Source organism: Vibrio ziniensis (genome assembly GCF_011064285.1).
GTDB lineage: Bacteria > Pseudomonadota > Gammaproteobacteria > Enterobacterales > Vibrionaceae > Vibrio > Vibrio ziniensis.
In genome coordinates this window covers 2,853,575-2,874,263 of sequence record NZ_CP049331.1, presented here as the reverse complement: position 1 = coordinate 2,874,263, position 20,689 = coordinate 2,853,575, and the positions used below count along the sequence as shown (strand labels likewise).

Here is a 20,689-nt window from a genome sequence, read left to right as displayed (position 1 = left end):
GAGCTAGTTAATGGCAACTATTAACCAGTTGGTTCGCAAGCCACGTGCAAAGCAAGTTGTTAAAAGCAACGTGCCAGCACTAGAAGCGTGCCCACAAAAACGTGGTGTATGTACTCGTGTTTACACTACTACACCTAAAAAACCTAACTCAGCACTTCGTAAAGTTTGTCGTGTACGTCTAACAAACGGCTTCGAAGTGACTTCGTACATCGGCGGTGAAGGTCACAACCTTCAAGAGCACTCTGTTGTTCTTATCCGTGGTGGTCGTGTTAAAGACCTTCCAGGTGTGCGTTACCACACCGTTCGTGGTGCACTTGACTGTGCAGGCGTGAACGATCGTAAACAAGCTCGTTCTAAGTACGGTGTGAAGCGTCCTAAGTCTTAATGGATTCCGTTAAGTAAGGCCAAACACTAAATTAATTATTGTATATTTGAAGAAACTGAAAAGTTTTGGATAACCTGAAGAAGACAACGGAGAATATTCCATGCCACGTCGTCGCGTTATTGGTCAGCGTAAGATCCTTCCAGATCCAAAGTTCAAATCTGAACTGCTGGCAAAATTCGTTAACATCCTTATGGTTGACGGTAAAAAATCTACTGCAGAAAAAATCGTTTACACTGCACTAGACACTATGGCTGAGAAATCTGGTAAAGATCACTTAGCTGTATTTGAAGAAGCTCTTGAAAATGTACGCCCAGCGGTAGAAGTTAAGTCTCGCCGTGTTGGTGGTTCAACTTATCAAGTTCCAGTAGAAGTACGTCCGGTTCGCCGTAACGCACTTGCTATGCGTTGGTTAGTTGAAGCTGCGCGTAAGCGTGGTGAAAAATCTATGGCTGCTCGCCTAGCTGCTGAAATGCTAGACGCGTCAGAAAACAAAGGTACAGCTGTTAAGAAACGTGAAGACGTTCACCGTATGGCTGAAGCTAACAAAGCGTTTGCTCATTACCGTTGGTAATACCTTTCAGTGCTGCAAGGTTCCTTGCAGCACTCCTTTAGTTCCTATGCTTTTGCTAGGAACTATTGCTATATCTAGAGGCCGGTTTTTTAGCTAACAATAGTTTTTTAACTGACAACAGTTTTAGATATAGCAATAGTCCCTATCTCTAATAAGAGGATTCAATCGTGGCTCGCAAAACTCCTATTGAGCGCTACCGTAACATCGGTATCTGTGCTCACGTAGATGCAGGTAAAACAACGACTACTGAACGTATTCTGTTCTACACTGGCCTTTCTCACAAAATCGGTGAAGTTCACGATGGCGCCGCAACCATGGACTGGATGGAACAGGAGCAGGAACGTGGTATCACTATCACTTCAGCTGCGACTACGACTTTCTGGCGTGGTATGGAAGCACAATTCCAAGATCACCGCATCAACATCATTGATACCCCTGGACATGTTGACTTTACTATCGAAGTAGAGCGTTCACTTCGTGTGCTTGATGGTGCAGTGGTTGTGTTCTGTGGCGCATCAGGTGTTGAACCTCAGTCTGAAACTGTATGGCGTCAAGCAAACAAGTACCACGTACCACGTATCGTATTTGTAAACAAAATGGACCGTGCAGGCGCAGATTTCCTACGCGTTGTAAACCAAATTAAAAATCGTCTTGGTGCAACTCCGGTTCCAATCCAACTAAACATTGGTGCGGAAGAAGAGTTTAGAGGTGTTATCGACCTTATCAAGATGAAAGCCATCAACTGGAATGAAGCCGATCAAGGCATGACGTTCACATACGAAGATATTCCGGCTGATATGCAAGAACTTGCTGAAGAATGGCGCAGCCACTTGGTTGAGACTGCTGCTGAAGCAAGTGAAGAATTGATGGAAAAATACCTTGATGATGGTGAGCTTACTGAAGCAGAAATCAAGCAAGCGTTACGTCAACGTACACTAAACAACGAAATCGTACTGGCTACTTGTGGTAGTGCGTTTAAAAACAAAGGTGTGCAAGCAGTTCTGGATGCGGTTGTAGAATACCTACCTGCTCCGATTGACGTACCTTCAATCAAAGGTGTTGATGAAAACGATCATGAAGTTGAGCGTCATGCAGACGACAACGAGCCGTTTTCAGCACTAGCATTCAAGATTGCGACTGACCCATTTGTGGGGACACTCACTTTCATGCGTGTTTATTCTGGTGTGGTAAACTCAGGTGATGCAGTTTACAACTCAGTGAAACAGAAGAAAGAGCGTTTTGGTCGTATCGTGCAAATGCACGCTAACAAGCGTGAAGAGATTAAAGAAGTTCGTGCTGGCGATATCGCCGCAGCGATCGGTCTGAAAGATGTAACGACAGGTGACACTCTATGTGACCAGAACCACAAAGTGATTCTGGAACGTATGGAATTCCCTACGCCAGTTATTCAGATCGCAGTAGAACCACGTTCTACCGCTGACCAAGAGAAAATGGCAATTGCGCTAGGTAAACTAGCAGCAGAAGACCCATCATTCCGTGTTGAAACAGACCAAGAAACGGGTCAAACACTGATCTCTGGTATGGGCGAGCTTCATCTGGACATCATCGTTGATCGTATGAAACGCGAATTCAGCGTTGACTGCAACGTGGGTAAACCTCAGGTTGCTTACCGTGAAACCATTCGTGGTAAATCGGAAGTAGAAGGCAAATTTGTTCGTCAGTCTGGTGGTCGTGGTCAATATGGTCACGTTTGGCTGAAGATTGAACCTGCTGAAGTAGGTCAGGGCTTTGTCTTCGTTGACGAGATCGTTGGTGGTGCAATTCCTAAGGAATTCATCGCTCCGGTAGCGAAAGGTATCGAGGAGCAAATGAACAACGGTGTGTTGGCTGGCTACCCAGTTTTGGATGTTAAGGCTACACTCTTTGATGGTTCATTCCACGATGTCGACTCAAGTGAGATGGCGTTTAAAATCGCTGGCTCAATGGCATTCAAGAAAGGTGCGCTTGAAGCAAACCCAGTTATTCTTGAACCGCTAATGAAAGTTGAAGTAACCACTCCAGAAGATTGGATGGGTGATGTTGTTGGTGACTTAAACCGTCGTCGCGGCATGATCGAAGGTATGGATGATGGCCTTGCTGGTCTGAAAATTATCCATGCTAAAGTACCACTCTCTGAGATGTTTGGTTATGCAACGGACCTACGTTCTGCGACCCAAGGCCGTGCTTCTTACTCTATGGAGTTTAGTGAGTACGCTGAGGTTCCTAAAAATATTGCGGAAGCAATTATTGCGGAACGCGGTTAACGTTATTTGATTAATAACGAATCTATTGCGCTGACGAGCGTTGGCGCATAAAATAGCAAATTCTGGCGCGCCTTGAGTGAACGTTACTTAAGGTGAATCATAACTAGGAAGGAACACGAACGTGTCTAAAGAAAAATTTGAACGTACGAAACCGCACGTAAACGTTGGTACTATCGGCCACGTTGACCACGGTAAAACAACTCTAACAGCAGCTATCTGTACTACTCTTTCAAAAGTATACGGTGGTAAAGCTCGTGACTTCGCATCAATCGATAACGCTCCAGAAGAGCGTGAGCGCGGTATCACAATCTCTACATCTCACGTAGAATACGATACTCCAGCTCGTCACTACGCACACGTAGACTGCCCAGGACACGCTGACTATGTTAAAAACATGATCACAGGTGCTGCGCAAATGGACGGTGGTATCCTAGTTGTTGCTGCAACAGATGGTCCAATGCCACAAACTCGTGAGCACATCCTACTAGGCCGTCAGGTTGGTATCCCTTACATCATCGTATTCATGAACAAATGTGACATGGTTGACGATGAAGAGCTACTAGAACTAGTAGAAATGGAAGTTCGTGAACTTCTATCTGAGTACGATTTCCCAGGTGATGACCTACCAGTTATCCAAGGTTCAGCACTAGGTGCGCTAAACGGCGAACCACAGTGGGAAGAGAAAATCATTGAGCTTGCAAAAGCACTTGATGAGTACATTCCAGAGCCAGAGCGTGCAGTAGACATGCCGTTCCTAATGCCAATCGAAGACGTATTCTCAATCCAAGGTCGTGGTACAGTAGTAACTGGCCGTATCGAGCGCGGTATCCTGAAAGTTGGTGATGAAGTTGCAATCGTTGGTATCCACGACACAACTACAACAACTTGTACAGGTGTTGAGATGTTCCGTAAGCTTCTAGACGAAGGTCGTGCGGGTGAGAACGTTGGTGCACTACTACGTGGTACTAAGCGTGATGACGTAGAACGTGGCCAAGTACTAGCTAAGCCTGGTTCAATCACACCACACACTAAGTTCGAATCAGAAGTATACGTACTTTCTAAAGACGAAGGCGGCCGTCATACTCCGTTCTTCAAAGGCTACCGTCCACAGTTCTACTTCCGTACAACTGACGTAACTGGTGATATCTCTCTACCAGAAGGCGTGGAAATGGTAATGCCAGGCGACAACATCAAGATGACTGTTGATCTAATCGCACCAATCGCGATGGACGAAGGTCTACGTTTCGCGATCCGCGAAGGTGGCCGTACAGTTGGTGCTGGTGTTGTAGCTAAAATCTTCGCTTAATCGCGAAATTTTACTGCGAACCTCGCATTAGAAAAGGGAAGCTTCGGCTTCCCTTTTTGCTTTTTCGCTTAGTTTCAGATGCTCATTTATACCATTCTGGATAATTTCCTATTCGCTGTTCTACCGATGCTCAGTCTGATCATATTTTTATCTAGGATGGTATTAATTAGAGATTGAAGTTTAGTTATAAAGATTTTCTCTCTTGTGATGCATTTTCTTTATTATAAATCATATAAAAACAGCACCTTAAATATCCTTACTATTCGTGTTCTTCAACTAACTATTTTCACCTTCAAATTGTTCTCCTTTTTTATAACTAATCGATCTGAATAACGTGTAAAACTTACTGGTAATAAGAACGATTCTTTTTTATATTTCGAACAAAGGTTGTTATTAAAGGTTGCTGTATGTACGTTTGTTTGTGTCATGGTATTTCTGATAAGAAAATTAAGAGCCTCGCTATCGAGCAAGGAATTACGGATATCCGTGGTATCAGACAATGCACGCCATTAGGTTCACAATGTGGTAAGTGCGTACGTCAGGCGAAGGAAATTTTAAGCGAAGTTGAGGTCGTGCAACTGAAACAAGCAAGTTAATTGAAACGCTTTGTTGGCTGAAAAGCCAGACATAGTGCTACTACTTTTTTGACACTCTCTTATTTGGTTCTAAAGTTAATAGAGCCAAAGAGGAGGGCTTTGTCATGAAAGGCGATCCAATAATAATCCAACATCTCAACAAAATTCTTGGTAATGAGCTGGTTGCTATCAACCAATACTTTCTACATGCACGCATGTACAAAGATTGGGGGCTAAAGCATTTAGCGGATAAGGAATACCATGAATCCATTGATGAAATGAAACATGCTGATCACCTAATCGAACGGATTTTGTTTTTGGAAGGTTTACCCAATCTACAAGATCTCGGTAAGTTGATGATAGGTGAAGATACAAAAGAAATGCTCGAATGCGATCTCAAACTAGAGATGGCTGCGATACCTGATTTGAAAGACGCAATCGCGTATGCTGAAGATATTCGAGATTACGTGTCCCGAGACATTTTCCAAGACATTCTGGAGGATGAAGAAGAGCATGTAGATTGGCTTGAAACACAGCTTGGCTTAATTGAAAAAACAGGTATCGAAAACTATCTTCAAGCTCAATTTGTCGACGAAGATTAACCTTTCTAAAGCTGGTGATCATTTAAGTTCACCAGCTCTTATTTCCCCCAATAATTTCCCTTGCTAACACTGCTGACATTCTGTACTATTCGTGCTCCTTTATTCTCGGTCAATTATCATTAGTTCCTTGCTTCCTGTGGATGACCGGGCCAACTTTGGAAGCTAATAATCCGTAAGGAGCAATAAATGCGTCATTACGAAATCGTATTCATGGTGCACCCAGATCAAAGCGAGCAAGTTGCTGGCATGATCGAGCGTTACACTGGTTCTATCACTGAAACTGGCGGTAAAATCCACCGTCTAGAAGATTGGGGTCGTCGTCAAATGGCTTACCCAATCAACAAGCTACACAAAGCTCACTACGTTCTAATGAACGTTGAAGCTGACCAAGCTGTGATTGACGAACTAGAAACTGCTTTCCGTTTCAACGATGCAGTTCTACGTAACATGATTATGCGTACTAAATCAGCAATCACTGAACCATCAATCATGCTAAAAGCGAAAGAAGAGCGTGCTCCTCGTCGCGAACAGTTTGAAGACCGTTCAGAAGATTCTGCTGAGTAATAGTATTTATGACCAATCGAATGGAGTTAAGTGGCTCAGTCGCTAAACCTCCGATTCGAAGCCAAAGTCCATCGGGTGTTGAACACTGTCATTTTTGGCTAGAGCATCGCTCTACGGTGGTTGAAGCTGACTTCCCGCGACAAGTTTATTGTCGAATTCCAGTGGTAGTCAGTGGGCAGCGGTCAAAAATCTTAACTCAAGACTTAGTACAAGGCAGTAGTATTCAGGTAAGTGGCTTTGTTGCTTATCAAACCGGCCGAAATGGTTTGGGAAAGTTGGTACTACACGCTGACAACATTATTCAAATTTAGATCAGGAGATAGCCCATGGCTCGTTTCTTCCGTCGTCGTAAATTCTGCCGTTTTACTGCAGAAGGCGTACAAGAGATTGACTACAAAGATGTAGCAACTCTTAAAAACTACATCACTGAAGCTGGCAAAATCGTACCAAGCCGTATCACTGGTACTAGCGCTAAATACCAGCGTCAGCTAGCTCGCGCAATCAAACGTGCTCGCTACCTAGCTATTCTGCCATACACTGACAAACATCAGTAATCGGCACCGTTTATTAGAAAGAGGATTAAGCAATGCAAGTTATTCTACTTGATAAAATCGGTAACCTAGGCAGCCTTGGCGAAACTGTAAACGTTAAATCTGGTTACGCTCGTAACTTCCTTATCCCACAAGGTAAGGCTGTAATGGCAACTAAAGCTAACGTTGAAATGTTTGAAGGCCGTCGTGCAGAGCTAGAAGCTAAAGTTGCTGAGCAACTAGCTGCAGCTCAAGCTCGCGCTGACCAAGTTAACGCACTAGAAGCAGTTGTTATTGCTTCTAAAGCTGGTGACGAAGGCAAACTATTCGGTTCTATCGGTACTCGCGATATCGCTGACGCTATCACAGCGGCTGGCGTTGCAGTAACGAAGAGCGAAGTTCGTCTACCTGAAGGTGCTCTACGTAACACTGGTGAGTTCGAAATCAGCGTTCAACTTCACTCTGAAGTTTTTGCTGAAGTTAAACTACAAGTTGTTGCTGAGTAATTTCAGTCTAGCAATATTGAAGACACCAGCCTCGGCTGGTGTTTTTTTTTGTCTGAAAATAGAAAGTTTTAGAAGATAAACAGTAAGTTGATTGAAAAGATACTGTCGGCTTTGCTTAAACCTTCGGGTACTTTGTCGTGATACTGGCGAGATTGGTTCAGTTTTAAAGCGATGTCTTTAGTAATATTGTTGGTCACACTGATGTCACTATCCCACATAGTGTTACTTTCACCCGTGATATGGGTGATGTCTACGCCAAACTTCAGGTTGTCAAGTACCTGCCAATTACCACGGACATTGGTGCGGAAAATCGGTTCCTGAACGACGTCCGGGAACACAATATCATCATCGTCAATCTCATCTAAATTGGGTTCTTGATAACGGTAACCCGGCCCTAACTCAACCTCTAGTAACAGCTTTTTACTGTTTGCTACCTGATAACCTAAACCACCAGATACGGTGAAATCTTTAAAATAGGCTGTGTACTGTGAATCCATGCCTTTGAAGCTACTGTAAAGGTAAGTATCAGAACCTAGCTTATAGTCACTTTGCAGTGAATAGGTGGATTGCCTTTTCGTCTCTTTACCATTTTTTTCTAGGCGATAAAATTTCCAGTCACCAGTTGTACGGTAACGTCCCAAAGTGTATTCGGTTTTTAGGCGAGAGTTGAGCGCTTCTGATGTAGTATTGCCAGAGTGAGCTTGATAGCCAAACTCAACTTGGGTATCCCATGGGGACGGCACTTCAATGTCCTTATCTTTGCTCGCATCTTCCTTGGCAAAAGCTGCATTCATCGCTAGCAAGCTTAAACTGAGAAGCCACAATTTGGACACAAAGTACCTCGGTGAATCATTAATGGCTGCAAATAATAAATGCAGCTGATGTATCTTTAGTCAGATGAAGGTTAATTCTGCATGAATCACCAAGGAATGTAGAGGAATGCGGGTGAGTTTAGGAAAAATCCTCGACCAGATGATGACTTTTTCAGCATGATCTACGTTAGAACTGAGTGAGGGAGCTGTGTCTCTTGGCTTGAGTTTTGTTTTTGTACTCATTGATCCACGCTCTCGCATATTGAGGGGACTTGGGTATAATAAACGGCAATTTAGGGTATAGCTCTAGGGCAATTTACCTCGTAAGGTCGCATCCGACCCCAGAATTATTGAGTAACATAATGGCAGAACCCCGTACAGAGAATCGATATCGTAAAACTTCAGATGCACAAGTTGATGCTATCAAAGTTCCACCTCATTCATTAGAAGCAGAACAGTCGGTTATTGGTGGGCTACTGTTAGATAATGAACGCTGGGATACTGTTTCTGAACGTGTCGTGACGTCTGATTTTTACAGTCGTCCACATCGCCATATCTTCGATGCGGTAAAATCCATTCTTGAAGCGAGTAAACCTCTCGATTTGATTACGCTTTCTGAGTATTTAGAACAGCGTGAACAACTTGAAGATGTTGGTGGCTTTGCCTATCTCGCGGATTTGGCGAAAAACACGCCAAGTGCGGCAAACATCAATGCGTATGCAGAGATTGTGGCTGAACGAGCTCTGGTTCGTAACCTGATTGGTGTGGCAAATGAAATTGCTGACGCAGGCTATGATCCTCAAGGTCGCAGTTCAGAAGATCTGTTGGATTTAGCAGAGAGTAAAGTTTTCGCCATTGCTGAAGCGCGTACCAATGAAAATGAAGGTCCTCAAAACGTTGACAATATTCTTGAAAAGACGCTTGAGCGAATCGAATTGCTTTATAAGAGCCCGCAAGATGGTGTTACTGGGGTAAACACTGGTTTTACCGATCTCAATAAGAAAACGGCGGGTTTGCAAGGTTCGGATTTGGTTATTGTCGCGGCTCGTCCATCGATGGGTAAAACCACGTTTGCAATGAACCTGTGTGAAAACGCAGCGATGGAGCAAGACAAGCCCGTACTGATCTTCTCTCTAGAGATGCCTGCTGAACAAATCATGATGCGTATGCTCGCGTCTTTATCTCGTGTTGACCAAACCAAAATACGTACTGGTCAATTGGATGATGAGGATTGGGCGCGAATTTCTTCTACCATGGGCATTCTTATGGATAAGAAGAACATGTATATCGACGACAGTTCAGGTTTGACACCGACCGAAGTTCGTTCTCGAGCAAGACGTATTGCCCGTGAGCGTGGCGGTTTGTCGCTGATCATGGTCGACTACCTGCAGTTAATGCGTGTTCCTGCGTTGTCTGATAACCGTACTTTGGAAATTGCGGAAATCTCTCGCTCGCTAAAAGCGTTGGCTAAAGAGTTGAATGTCCCTGTGGTTGCTCTTTCTCAGCTTAACCGTTCGCTTGAGCAACGTGCGGATAAACGCCCGGTTAACTCGGATTTGCGTGAATCAGGCTCTATCGAGCAGGATGCCGACTTAATCATGTTTATCTATCGTGATGAGGTTTATCACCCAGATAGTGCTTTGAAAGGAACGGCTGAAATCATTATCGGTAAGCAGCGTAACGGCCCTATCGGCTCTGTACGTCTGACATTCCAAGGTCAGTACTCACGTTTTGATAACTATGCGGGACCTGCGTTCGATTTCGACAACGAATAATCAAAATCCAGCCTATTTAAATTCTAGGGGCGTTGATTGCACTCTTTCGCCCCAATCACATATCTATCAGGGACAAATGAATGTGCGTTTGACGCCTATTCGCTGTTCTACCGATGCTCAGTCTGATCATATTTTATCTAGGTTGGTATTATTCGCCCTGAATAGTTGCAATCACTCTTCGTTTTCCCCCGTGATTGCGATGTTCTCCAAGATAAATTCCTTGCCAAGTTCCTAATGCAAGTCGTCCATTCGAGATGGGGATGGTAATACTTGAACCTAGCAGTGACGCTTTAATATGGGCTGGCATATCATCATCCCCTTCGTAGGTGTGAATGTAGTAGGGCGCGCATTCTGGAACAAAGTGGTTAAAGTGTTGCTCCATATCAGAACGTACGGTGGGATCGGCATTTTCGTTAATGGTTAAACTGGCTGAAGTGTGCTGAATAAACAGGTGCACTATCCCAACAGAAATTTTCTTTAGCTCCGGTAACTGACGTTCAACCTCGTCGGTAATTAAATGAAAACCTCTAGGGTATGAAGGCAAATGAATATGAGTTTGTATCCACATTTCTATGTTCCAGAATCTAATTGGCAAACCGATAGTTTAGCGTTAAGGTGAGCCCCTTACGATGACAATTATGCTCAAACGTCAGCCCTTTACTGACTTAACTCAAAGAGAATGGTTAACGGTTAAGCCATAATTACGTACTGAAATTTAATACCATTTTTTGCTACTCTTGTTGGTAGTATTTTTACTTTTATTTTTTATTAATCGGGGATCCAACAATCAACCTGTGCTTCGTCAATGAAGAGAGGCTAAGATTGTTTGAACAATACCTACTGTCATATCGGGATAGATACCATGTTGAAAAACATCAATCCAACGCAAACTCAAGCTTGGAAAGCTCTGACTGCGCATTTTGAGTCAGTGCAGGGAATGAACCTTAAATCTTTGTTCGCAGAAGATAGTGAGCGTTTCGCTAAGTACTCAGCAAAATTTGGCAGCGACATTCTTGTCGACTATTCAAAGAACCTTGTAAACGAAGAAACGATGAAGCATTTGTTTGCATTGGCTGAAGAAACAGATGTGAAAGGTGCGATTCAAGCGATGTTCAGTGGTGAAGCTATCAACCAAACTGAAGGTCGTGCAGTTCTTCATACTGCATTGCGTAACCGTAGCAACAAGCCGGTATTGGCTTATGGCAAAGATGTCATGCCAGAAGTGAATGCTGTACTTGAGAAGATGAAAGCATTCTCTGAGCGCGTCATTGGTGGCGAGTGGAAAGGTTACACAGGTAAAGCGATTACGGATGTCGTAAACATCGGTATCGGTGGCTCAGATCTAGGTCCATACATGGTGACTGAAGCTTTAACGCCATACAAAAACCATTTGACCATGCACTTTGTGTCTAACGTTGACGGTACTCACATCGCAGAAACATTGAAGAAAGTGAACCCTGAAACAACGCTATTCCTCGTTGCTTCAAAAACGTTTACCACTCAAGAAACAATGACAAACGCGCACTCAGCTCGTGATTGGTTCCTAAAAGCCGCTAGCGATGAAGCGCATGTAGCGAAGCACTTTGCTGCTCTTTCTACTAACGCTGGTGCGGTATCAGAGTTCGGTATTGATACCGACAACATGTTTGGTTTCTGGGACTGGGTTGGTGGCCGTTACTCACTATGGTCTGCTATCGGTCTGTCGATTATTCTTTCTATCGGTTATGAGAATTTCGTTGAGCTTCTAACAGGTGCTCACGAGATGGATAACCACTTCGTAGAAACCTCATTTGAAAGCAACATTCCAGTGATCTTGGCGTTGATTGGTCTTTGGTACAACAACTTCCACGGTGCTGAATCAGAAGCTATTCTGCCATACGATCAATACATGCACCGCTTTGCTGCTTACTTCCAACAAGGCAACATGGAATCTAACGGTAAGTACACTGATCGTAACGGCAATGCGGTAAGCTACCAAACTGGCCCAATTATTTGGGGTGAACCAGGTACTAACGGTCAACACGCTTTCTATCAGTTGATCCACCAAGGCACTAAAATGATCCCATGTGATTTCATTGCTCCAGCTGTGACTCACAACCCAACTAGCGATCATCACCAAAAACTGATGTCTAACTTCTTCGCTCAAACGGAAGCGTTAGCGTTTGGTAAGTCTGCAGCAACAGTAAAAGCTGAGCTTGAAAAAGCGGGTATGAATGCAGAAGAAGTGGCGAAGCTTGTTCCTTTCAAAGTGTTTGAAGGTAATCGCCCAACCAACTCTATTCTGGTTAAGCAAATTACACCTCGCTCACTAGGCAATTTGATTGCTATGTACGAACACAAGATCTTCGTTCAAGGCATCATCTGGAACATCTTCACGTTTGACCAGTGGGGTGTTGAGCTAGGTAAACAACTAGCAAACCAAATTCTGCCTGAGCTTGCTGACGCATCTGAAGTGTCTTCACACGATAGCTCAACCAATGGTTTGATTAACGCATTTAAAGCGTTACGCGGCTAATATCGACAAGAGCCTATGTGGGTAAACTAGGCTCTGGAATGCAAAAAGGCTGATGTTAATACATCAGCCTTTTTTATGTTTATCGTACAGGTGTCAAGAGTGGGTTACTCGAAACAGATCTCGATGAAAGCATTACCCCATTGGGAAGCAAATGGCATGATAATGATTGAGCCCTCACACTTATGGCGAATGGTATGACCCTTACCTGATACAACCACTGGCGTTGCCATATCAAAATCAAAACCACTTTCAGCCAAAATGCGTTTCGCGCCACCTGTTACCATGTTGGTAATTTCGCCGACCATATCAGTGACTTCTTCATTTAAGCCATTGGGTCTCTCACCTAACATGTTCTGCATGATTTCCAATGCTAGATTTTCATCAAAGGTAATAGACATTGAGCCGCGCGTTTGATTGCCGACCATGCCGATTAGCCCTGAGACATCTCCACGGGCAATCTCGTCTTTTTTTAGACGGGGTTTTTGAGGCTTCAATTCTAGAGAAGCCATCGTTTTTAACACGTTCATTAAAGACGCTAAAAACGGGTTTACAAATTCAGCGCGCATAACCTTCTTCTATCTGAATCACAAAATTATTTCGAGGAACAAGCCTTACATACACCGTGTGATTCGATCACATGGTTAGTAATAGTAAAACCGTGTTGCTCAGCATTCTTAGCCAGTTTGGCAATCAGATTATCATCCTGTAGCTCTACGACATTACCACACTGGTCACAAATTAATAGCTGTGAAAAGTGCTTATGTGCATTACAAGAGCAGCAAGAAATAAAACTGTTTGTGGATTCCACTCTATGGATAAAGCCCTGCTCCATTAAGAAGTCTAACGCTCTATAGACCGTCGGAGGCTTTGCCTGAGGTTCACTCTTTTTTAAATCATCAAGCAACTCATAGGCGCTGGATGACTTTGCGTTTGCACAAATAAGCTCAAACACTCGCTTACGTTGAGAAGTCAATCTGACTCCACGTGCTGCACAAATTTCTTCTACTTGCTTTGTTAGCTTAGTGTCCAATTCTATCACCATAATCTTTGGACTTTAGTAATGATATACCATTTCTTAATCAATAAAGCGCATTCTTTGATTAATGAGCTGCATGAAAACGGCATATCGATAAAAACGAATTAGCGCTAACTTACCTTATATCTCCGCAAAACGATACTCTACAACAACTGTTCGTAGAGCTCGCTGACATAATTTGCATAGTTCAGCCCGTTGTAGAGCGCAGCAACCAGCTTTTTTATGAAATTTTGAGCTCTGTGTGTATAATCGCCGCACTTTGAGATGTAAAGCGATGGAACCGTTTTGCACACTAAATTGGGTCGTATCACTGCTTCCCATTTTTGACTGGGCTAGAAATCTGCTAGCGAAGTATTTCATCACGGTATCTGAACTCGATATAAATCATGACTATTGCTAAAGACACATCAATTTTTAAAGCTAACCGCCTATCAGTCGCACCCATGCTCGATTGGTGCCACCTTCTTAAAAAGTAGTTTATTATCAATGTCTTGTGTTGATAACACCCTTGGAGGGGATAAATAGGGGATAAATAGGGGGATAAAGAACCTCTAGAAATTAACTCACACATTCGACCATATCTATCTGAATCAAATAGTACACATCATTTCTCACTTCTATAGCATATTTTATCGTTTTTGAGACGATTGTAAATTGCCATTCCAAAAATATCCTATCCAATTATTTTATTTTAAACAAAGAGTTAGGGCTATATGCGAAAGTGAGGCTCCACTTTTCTACCTAAAAGGGTTTTGAGAGGAAACACAAATTCCGTTCTAATTTGAATTGTGTTTTGTCGATGTGGATTTTTAAATGATCACTAAGTTCAATAATCTAGATGCAAAAGTTGTTTTGCTTATGAAGTTTGGTATGTCACCAGTGATTCCTTTACACGAAATAGCGGTGGAATATTTAGGAATGTCATTCAATACAGCACTAAAAAAAGCTAGGACTCAAAGTCTATCGTTACCAGCTTTTCGGTTAGATGACAGCCAAAAATCAGAATGGATGGTTAGTCTTGAAGATTTGGCTAACTTAATTACTCAGCAAGCTGACAAAGCTCGTGCTGAATGGGAAGAACTTAGAGATATTGCGTTATAGAGGATGAGAGATGGAATTATCGATACTTAAGCTTGAAACGCCTCAGTTTGTAACTGAAATGGAAGCCGTCTTACTACTTGCGGATAACCATCGCGCCAAACACTTTTTATGTTCGGCATTTTGTAGCTACTACAGATCTTCGTATGAGCAACGAGTTGATTTAACTCAAATGGACTTCGTTGATAGCAAGTATAAGATGTTGTTTATAAATTTGGTGCTACACCGCCATAAAGGTTTCTATGGAGATGAAGAACTATACGAGTTGTTCGCTAAATGTAAGGCTTTTTTAGACTCTTTTAAATTGGGGGGAAAAGAAGCTTATTGATCAGCTTCTTTTTACCTGAATGACAGGGTTTTAAAGGTGATGTAATCCCTTTACAAGTAGTAATACTTTTCGAAGAATGAGGAAGGTATTACTATCTTGACTATACCTGACAAGATAAATAAGTTTGATACTCCATGTTTTATTTATTAGATTTAAAATAAAACATGGGTATTAAAAATTGGACTGTTACCGTAGAGTCCGTTAAATCTACGGCAGCTCGTGAGCTATATCTAAACAATTTAAATCATCAAAACCATTCCAATACAGAGCGCATAATTAACATTTGGGGAAATGCGCAAACCAGCTTGAATATTCAGTATCAGTGTGAAAAGCGTAGGCTACAGCAGGCGATGAAAAGAAAAGGAGGTAGGCCTCCTCTCGCAGCAATGGAGTATGTATTCACGTTGCCGAAAGGAATTAGACCAACCAAACAACAATGGCAGTCAATTCTAAAAAGAGTCGTTTCAAATCTGTCCCATTCGATAGGGCTTAACCCGAGAGATTTTAATGGTATTGTACGAGCTGTTTTACATCAGCAAGAGCAAAATGCTTTACTGGGTACTGGTGATCATTTACATGTTGTTATCGGTAAGTTTAACAATAACGGCTTGTATCTTAGTGAATTGCAGAAAAAGGGGGCAATTTATACTGCTAAGTTGAGTTTTAACGCTGCTGTGAGAGATGAACTGGGGATTGATCACAATGATTACATAGCTAAAAAAAACTATGTTAAATCAGCAAAAAAGCGAGTGCCGCAATGGAAAGTAAAATCAGCGAGACAAAGAGAAGAGCAAGATAGGTCACTAACTTTAATTGAGGCTAATCTCAACAAAGTACTAAACCAGTGTGAAAAATGGCTTAGGGCATTCGAGCTGGGAGACCGAAAACAGATGAATCGCCAGTATAACCGTATAACTAAATCACTTAATTTCTTGCTCCAAGAGGATATACAAAGTGATAAGTTTGTTCAATTGGTTGACTCTATGACTAAAGCGATAGATAAGAAGTCTAAAAAAGTTCAATTACCTAAGTTAACGACAAATATTTGAGTTTTATTTATTAATTTATTAATTTGTAAATAAACACTATGATTTTATGTAATAGTACGTCTCCTTTGGTAAATGTAGCAATAAAAACCAAAGTAAAACAAATATTTATATCTAAATCGAAAGCGGTTTACCAAGTGGATCTAATATGGCTGAATCAGATAACAGATGTACTAATCTACACCTCAATCGCTAATTATGCAGCTGACGGCAAGGTTATTGATGTAGACGATGATGATACTGTTGATGAGTGTATAAAGATGGTTGTAATGAAAATCACTCAGCTTATTGAACAGGCTATACCTCCGCTTTTAATTAAATGATTTTTGAATAAATGAAAAAATTCACTTATACTGGCACAACCTTTACGCGTGGATACTGAGTTGACGCTGTTAACTTATATCTTGTCGGGCGTTTAGCCAGACACACAGTTTATTGAGGACATTTAGGGCTGCGCAAGCTTCGCTTTGCACGATCCTTCGTTCCTCAGGAGCGCACAAAGCGAAGCTTGCGCTTCCTTAAGGTAAAGGCAAATAAGGCGGCAATTAAGCCGCCTTATTTGTAATTCAATGTAGCGAGTTTCTAATAACTAAAGGAGTAGTTCTTTGAGTTCCGCTGCTCAGGATGACTATCAAAAAAAAATAGGAGATCTCTTTAAGAGGCTTGATCTTCAGACCTTTGTAGTAAATCTACATCCAAGAATAACCTTCCTTTGTGGTGGACCAATCCAAGGCTCAGATACAGCTTTTCCCTCAAGTTTGAGAGAACGAATTCTAAATCATTTAAATGAACATCATGATGATATTGAGAAAAATACGGTAGTTGCTGAATCTTTTTCAGATTATTTTCAAAATGGTCAGTACAAAAACCTGCTTCAGTTTGAGGAGGATATTGCTAATATTGCTTCTCTGATAGTCGTGTGTTTAGAAAGCGCAGGTTCGTTAGTAGAATTTGGTCTTTTTTGTAATCATCCATCCTCGTCTACAAAATTGCTTGTTTATATTCCTGAAGATCATTACGAAGAAGTTAACTCATTTATAACTTTAGGTCCTTTAGCTCAACTTCAATCAACGGCAGTAAATAGTGTTGCCTCTTATCCTTTTCCTGATTCACAAAGATATCAATATGAGCATATTGATATGGTGGTGGATGATTTACTTAGTAGGCTAAATAATAGCCCGAAAACCGAAAAGTTTGATATAAATAACTCTGGTCACTTAGCTTTTTTAATTCATGATGTGATATCACTCTGTGCTCCAATAAAGAAACAAGAAATAGCAATGTCTTTGAGTTATATGGGTATTAATTGTGTTTCTGATAAGAGGTTATCTAGTCTTCTATATTTGTTATCAAAAGTTAAACTTATTGGAAAAAAGACATACAGCTATGTTGATTATTTTTATCCTTTATCACTAAGCCTACAGAAAGTGACTATCGGTAAGTTCAATGATTCATCTAACTTTGACCGTAATGCAAAACTTGCTGAGATTAAAATGACTTTTATGATGAATCCTGACAAACAAGAACAAACTTTGAAAAAACGTCGTTTGGTTTGGACTAAAATCACCGAGTCTCTAGGAGAGTAATTATTTATGGAATTAATTAATAAAATTTCGACAATTACTGGAGTTCCTAAAGGTACCTGCATTTCGCTAATTGTAACTGCTCCTCGACGATATAAAAGATACGAGATTCCCAAAAGAAACGGCAGTGGTACACGTTTAATTGCTCAACCAGCTAAGAGTATTAAGACTCTACAACGAGTTTGTATTGAAATTCTAAGAGACTATCTACCAGTGCATGGTGTTGCGATGGCTTATGAGGTTGGAGTTGGCATAAAACGAAATGCTAATAGACACCGTTATCATCGATATGTATTGAAAATGGATTTCTCTGACTTTTTTCCATCAATAACACCAGAAGTCCTACTCAATACGATAAGTCGGCATGGTGTAGTTCTTTCTGACATTGATAAAATGGTTTTAACTAATCTGCTTTTTTGGAAGCCTACAAGACATAACGATAATCTTCAGTTAAGTATAGGAGCTCCTAGTTCTCCTTTTGTGTCTAATGCAGTAATGTTCTTTTTTGATTCAATGTTGAATGAGAAATGTAGGCAGTTAGGTATAACATATACGAGATATGCTGATGACCTAATATTTAGTACTAACTTGAAAGATGTATTATTTGAAGTGCCAAGTTTATTATCTAGAGATGTACTCGCAAATACAGAGTTTAATTTTCTTTGTATCAATGAGGGTAAAACAGTCTTTGCATCGAAAAGAAATAATCGCCATATAACAGGTGTTACTATTACTAATGATGGACGCTTATCTATTGGTCGTAAGCGAAAAAGAGTTTTAAGCTCTTTAATTCATAAATTTACTACTGGTGAGTTGAAAGACCCTATAGAGATAATGAAGCTAAAAGGCCTCCTTGGATTTGCGAAACATATAGAGCCAATATTCATACAGAGAATGGCTGTGAAGTATGGTTCTGAAGTTATAGAACAGCTTAAAAAATATCCGACTAAAATATAAATATTACAAATATTGTTAATTTACAATATCGACAATCTATCCACTTGTGACAGATTGCGCCCCCTAAAGGGAGGCGCATATTGTCACAGATTAGTGGATTATAGAAATGATGTCAGCTTTGGTGCTATTCACTCCTTTTTTTTCAATTGTCACAAGTTTCTTTTTTATCAATGTATCTAGTGCACGTTTAATTTTTTGTCTGTCACTATCTTGTATCTTACTTGTCGATGGGAATAGGGCTTGATTTAGCTCATGTCTAGTCATCGACTTTAAGGGATGTTTGTTGATTATATCTATAATGTTACTTATCCCGTTTCGTGTATCTGGAGCGTGCTGAGATAAATTTGCCAGCGACGTAATGGGTAAACCTTCTTCACAAGTAATGCCTAAGTCGACTTGTTTATACTGTATAGTTATTGGTGGGGCAGTATCTGCATCTTTTTGCTTAGTATTAATAAGCATTACAGCAATATCACCTTTAATACGTTTCATTTTAAATTCAAAATCTATAGAGGCAACTAACGCATTACTACCTCTCGCTCCTTTATTTATATCTTTACCAGAATGGTGAACGCATAGAATGGATGAATTAGTAGCTCCGCGAATGAAATCACAAGCTCTTACAAATTTCCCCATGTCGCTAGGGCTATTTTCATCTCCTTCCATACATCTTGCCAGAGTGTCTATTACAATAAGTTCAACTTTAACTTTCTTAGCTATTTCAAGTTGCTTAATTAATTCGATAAAGTCATTCTGTGCTTTAGGAGTATTTAAAGGCATACTAGAACCAAGAACCCATAGGTCATTTGTTAGTAGATTATTAGTTCTTTCCCAAGCCTTAATTCTTCGCGATATGCCTTGTTGACCTTCCGCTGCAATGTACACGACAGCGCCTTGTTGAGTTATTTCTCCATGATATTTTCTACCTGTAGCAATGGAACAAGCAAGGTCGATTGTTGTAAATGATTTGAAAGAGTCTGGCATACCATATAACACCCCTAAAGATTTATTGCGTATTAAATTTTTCACTAACCAAGAGTGTTTAGCATCATAGTTAGTTGAACCTCTAGTTAGAGTCATTCCTGCATAAGAAAATTGTTTATTAGTTGTCATTATATTAATTCTTTGGGTTATGTTCGTTCTTTTTAAGTAGTTGACGGTCGGTTAGACCTAGGCGTAGATAAAAGTTATTTAGTGTATTTAGATCTTTATGTCCGGTTTGTTTTGCTATTCGAACAATGTCCCAATGCTGAAGGTAGTAACGGCAAGCTGCTTCAGATCGTAAGTCGTGAAAATGTAGATCTTTTATACAAAGTTGTTTGCACATTTTCCCCCATAGCATCGTAATGGAGCTGGGCGAAAACGGGAAAATTGGTTCATTCGGCAGTCCCCTTGTTTGACGTTCCACTATCTCGATAGCTTTTGGACTTAACCAGATATGATGATCACTTGGTCTTGTTGGATGTTTACGGTCACGAATGATGAGAGTCGCTTTTTTGGGGTTGTAGTCCCCCCATTTGACTTTCGTTATCTCTCCTCGCCTCATCGCTGTTTCAAGAGCAAGGTCAGATATGTCGAGAATTGGAAGTTTTGTCTTGGTGTTGTTCTGGATATCAGCAGCTAAATCCAATATTTGAGTTATTTCTTCGCTTTTTGGGCGTCGAGACCTAGGAGTACTGCTGGAGATTAGTTTGAGCTTATAAAGTGCAGATTTGCCTTCGATCAACCCACTAATATCAATATTTAAATTATGTAAGCTTTTACCGAGTTTTAAAGCAGAGATAATGTTGGTGATATCATGGTAGAGCGTTGCAGGACTTGGTTGAGTTAGATCGCTTTGACGTTGCTGACAGTGATTAATAAGGTCAGAAGCGCGTAATTCATTAGTTCGTATCAAAGCTATGTCATAGTTCAGTAGCATTTTCAAATTAGAAATAGCACCTTTCATCGCTTCTTTGGTTTTTTCATTTGCTAGAAGGCTTTGGATAACCTCACCGACTGTTAATTTAGTCGATGAGTCTTTTATTATCGTTGCCGATAGGTTTTTGAGCTTTTTAGCATATCTTTCTGCCTCAACTATGCTGTTAAATGTTTTACATTTATTCTTTTGTTTATTGCGGTAACGAACTTTATAAGTTGTGCCTTTTTTGCCAAAGTTAGTTTCAATATACACAGCCATTATTATTCCTTAGTTGGGATGATTTGACTGATATTTGGCATTTATTGGTGTTTTGAG

Annotated in this window: 24 protein-coding genes; 18 read left to right on the top strand and 6 right to left on the bottom strand. The window is 41.0% G+C overall.

Features of this window, described 5'->3' with window-relative positions:
• Positions 1 to 10: 10 nt before the first annotated feature.
• From rpsL to rplI, 10 genes are all read left to right on the top strand, one after another.
• The gene (gene rpsL, locus G5S32_RS13275) at positions 11 to 385 is read left to right on the top strand and encodes a 30S ribosomal protein S12 (RefSeq protein ID WP_005595139.1); all 375 of its coding nucleotides are present in this window, start codon (positions 11 to 13) and stop codon (positions 383 to 385) included.
• A gap of 100 nt (positions 386 to 485) precedes the next feature.
• Entirely contained in the window at positions 486 to 956 is a 471-nt protein-coding gene (gene rpsG / locus G5S32_RS13270) for a 30S ribosomal protein S7 (protein ID WP_042490263.1), read from the top strand.
• 167 nt (positions 957 to 1,123) lie between these two features.
• Positions 1,124 to 3,220, top strand: a complete 2,097-nt coding sequence (fusA, locus tag G5S32_RS13265; protein WP_165312426.1) for an elongation factor G — start codon at positions 1,124 to 1,126, stop codon at positions 3,218 to 3,220.
• Positions 3,221 to 3,341: 121 nt separating this feature from the next.
• Positions 3,342 to 4,526 carry an elongation factor Tu gene (gene tuf, locus G5S32_RS13260; protein WP_165312425.1) on the top strand — a complete coding sequence of 395 codons (1,185 nt, stop codon included), beginning with the start codon at positions 3,342 to 3,344 and terminating at the stop codon, positions 4,524 to 4,526.
• A 407-nt stretch (positions 4,527 to 4,933) separates the two neighbouring features.
• The gene (locus tag G5S32_RS13255; RefSeq protein ID WP_165312424.1) at positions 4,934 to 5,122 is read left to right on the top strand and encodes a (2Fe-2S)-binding protein; all 189 of its coding nucleotides are present in this window, start codon (positions 4,934 to 4,936) and stop codon (positions 5,120 to 5,122) included.
• Positions 5,123 to 5,226: 104 nt separating this feature from the next.
• The gene (gene bfr, locus G5S32_RS13250) at positions 5,227 to 5,703 is read left to right on the top strand and encodes a bacterioferritin (protein ID WP_165312423.1); all 477 of its coding nucleotides are present in this window, start codon (positions 5,227 to 5,229) and stop codon (positions 5,701 to 5,703) included.
• 186 nt (positions 5,704 to 5,889) lie between these two features.
• Entirely contained in the window at positions 5,890 to 6,267 is a 378-nt protein-coding gene (gene rpsF, locus G5S32_RS13245; RefSeq protein ID WP_165312422.1) for a 30S ribosomal protein S6, read from the top strand.
• 8 nt (positions 6,268 to 6,275) lie between these two features.
• The gene (gene priB, locus G5S32_RS13240) at positions 6,276 to 6,578 is read left to right on the top strand and encodes a primosomal replication protein N (protein WP_102943069.1); all 303 of its coding nucleotides are present in this window, start codon (positions 6,276 to 6,278) and stop codon (positions 6,576 to 6,578) included.
• 15 nt (positions 6,579 to 6,593) lie between these two features.
• Positions 6,594 to 6,821, top strand: a complete 228-nt coding sequence (rpsR, locus tag G5S32_RS13235; protein WP_042490278.1) for a 30S ribosomal protein S18 — start codon at positions 6,594 to 6,596, stop codon at positions 6,819 to 6,821.
• Between the two features lie 32 nt (positions 6,822 to 6,853).
• A complete protein-coding gene (gene rplI, locus G5S32_RS13230; protein ID WP_165312421.1) occupies positions 6,854 to 7,303 on the top strand; it encodes a 50S ribosomal protein L9 in 450 nt (149 codons plus the stop codon).
• A 68-nt stretch (positions 7,304 to 7,371) separates the two neighbouring features.
• Here the strand turns inward: rplI and G5S32_RS13225 are convergent, their stop codons facing one another.
• On the bottom strand, positions 7,372 to 8,136 hold the full coding sequence (locus tag G5S32_RS13225; RefSeq protein ID WP_207621586.1) for a DUF481 domain-containing protein: 765 nt from the start codon (positions 8,134 to 8,136) through the stop codon (positions 7,372 to 7,374).
• A gap of 341 nt (positions 8,137 to 8,477) precedes the next feature.
• Between G5S32_RS13225 and G5S32_RS13220 the strand changes: the two genes are divergently transcribed.
• The gene (locus G5S32_RS13220) at positions 8,478 to 9,890 is read left to right on the top strand and encodes a replicative DNA helicase (protein ID WP_165312420.1); all 1,413 of its coding nucleotides are present in this window, start codon (positions 8,478 to 8,480) and stop codon (positions 9,888 to 9,890) included.
• Between the two features lie 148 nt (positions 9,891 to 10,038).
• On the opposite strand, the gene G5S32_RS13215 is transcribed toward G5S32_RS13220, so the two are convergent.
• Positions 10,039 to 10,458, bottom strand: coding sequence for a secondary thiamine-phosphate synthase enzyme YjbQ (locus G5S32_RS13215; protein ID WP_165312419.1), 420 nt, complete (start codon positions 10,456 to 10,458; stop codon positions 10,039 to 10,041).
• Between the two features lie 294 nt (positions 10,459 to 10,752).
• Here G5S32_RS13215 and pgi point away from each other — a divergent pair, with 294 nt between their 5' ends.
• The gene (gene pgi, locus G5S32_RS13210; RefSeq protein WP_165312418.1) at positions 10,753 to 12,405 is read left to right on the top strand and encodes a glucose-6-phosphate isomerase; all 1,653 of its coding nucleotides are present in this window, start codon (positions 10,753 to 10,755) and stop codon (positions 12,403 to 12,405) included.
• Between the two features lie 104 nt (positions 12,406 to 12,509).
• On the opposite strand, the gene G5S32_RS13205 is transcribed toward pgi, so the two are convergent.
• Together G5S32_RS13205 and zur are read right to left on the bottom strand one after the other, a co-directional pair.
• Positions 12,510 to 12,971, bottom strand: a complete 462-nt coding sequence (locus G5S32_RS13205) for a chemotaxis protein CheX (RefSeq protein WP_165312417.1) — start codon at positions 12,969 to 12,971, stop codon at positions 12,510 to 12,512.
• A gap of 26 nt (positions 12,972 to 12,997) precedes the next feature.
• A complete protein-coding gene (zur, locus tag G5S32_RS13200; RefSeq protein ID WP_165312416.1) occupies positions 12,998 to 13,447 on the bottom strand; it encodes a zinc uptake transcriptional repressor Zur in 450 nt (149 codons plus the stop codon).
• An 807-nt stretch (positions 13,448 to 14,254) separates the two neighbouring features.
• Between zur and G5S32_RS13195 the strand changes: the two genes are divergently transcribed.
• The 6 genes from G5S32_RS13195 to G5S32_RS13170 all read left to right on the top strand — a co-directional run bounded on the left by G5S32_RS13195 (position 14,255) and on the right by G5S32_RS13170 (position 18,453).
• A complete protein-coding gene (locus G5S32_RS13195) occupies positions 14,255 to 14,542 on the top strand; it encodes a pyocin activator PrtN family protein (protein ID WP_165312415.1) in 288 nt (95 codons plus the stop codon).
• A 10-nt stretch (positions 14,543 to 14,552) separates the two neighbouring features.
• Entirely contained in the window at positions 14,553 to 14,867 is a 315-nt protein-coding gene (locus G5S32_RS13190) for a hypothetical protein (protein ID WP_165312414.1), read from the top strand.
• A 164-nt stretch (positions 14,868 to 15,031) separates the two neighbouring features.
• A complete protein-coding gene (locus G5S32_RS13185) occupies positions 15,032 to 15,916 on the top strand; it encodes a hypothetical protein (RefSeq protein WP_165312413.1) in 885 nt (294 codons plus the stop codon).
• Between the two features lie 65 nt (positions 15,917 to 15,981).
• Positions 15,982 to 16,236, top strand: coding sequence for a hypothetical protein (locus G5S32_RS13180; protein ID WP_165312412.1), 255 nt, complete (start codon positions 15,982 to 15,984; stop codon positions 16,234 to 16,236).
• A 282-nt stretch (positions 16,237 to 16,518) separates the two neighbouring features.
• Positions 16,519 to 17,499, top strand: coding sequence for a retron St85 family effector protein (locus tag G5S32_RS13175; protein WP_165312411.1), 981 nt, complete (start codon positions 16,519 to 16,521; stop codon positions 17,497 to 17,499).
• Positions 17,500 to 17,505: 6 nt separating this feature from the next.
• Complete coding sequence (locus tag G5S32_RS13170; RefSeq protein ID WP_165312410.1) at positions 17,506 to 18,453, top strand: retron St85 family RNA-directed DNA polymerase; 948 nt, start codon at positions 17,506 to 17,508, stop codon at positions 18,451 to 18,453.
• A gap of 90 nt (positions 18,454 to 18,543) precedes the next feature.
• Here G5S32_RS13170 and G5S32_RS13165 read toward each other — a convergent pair whose 3' ends face one another.
• Together G5S32_RS13165 and G5S32_RS13160 are read right to left on the bottom strand one after the other, a co-directional pair.
• A complete protein-coding gene (locus tag G5S32_RS13165; RefSeq protein WP_165312409.1) occupies positions 18,544 to 19,566 on the bottom strand; it encodes a helicase RepA family protein in 1,023 nt (340 codons plus the stop codon).
• A gap of 4 nt (positions 19,567 to 19,570) precedes the next feature.
• A complete protein-coding gene (locus G5S32_RS13160) occupies positions 19,571 to 20,632 on the bottom strand; it encodes a site-specific integrase (protein WP_165312408.1) in 1,062 nt (353 codons plus the stop codon).
• Positions 20,633 to 20,689 lie beyond the last annotated feature (57 nt).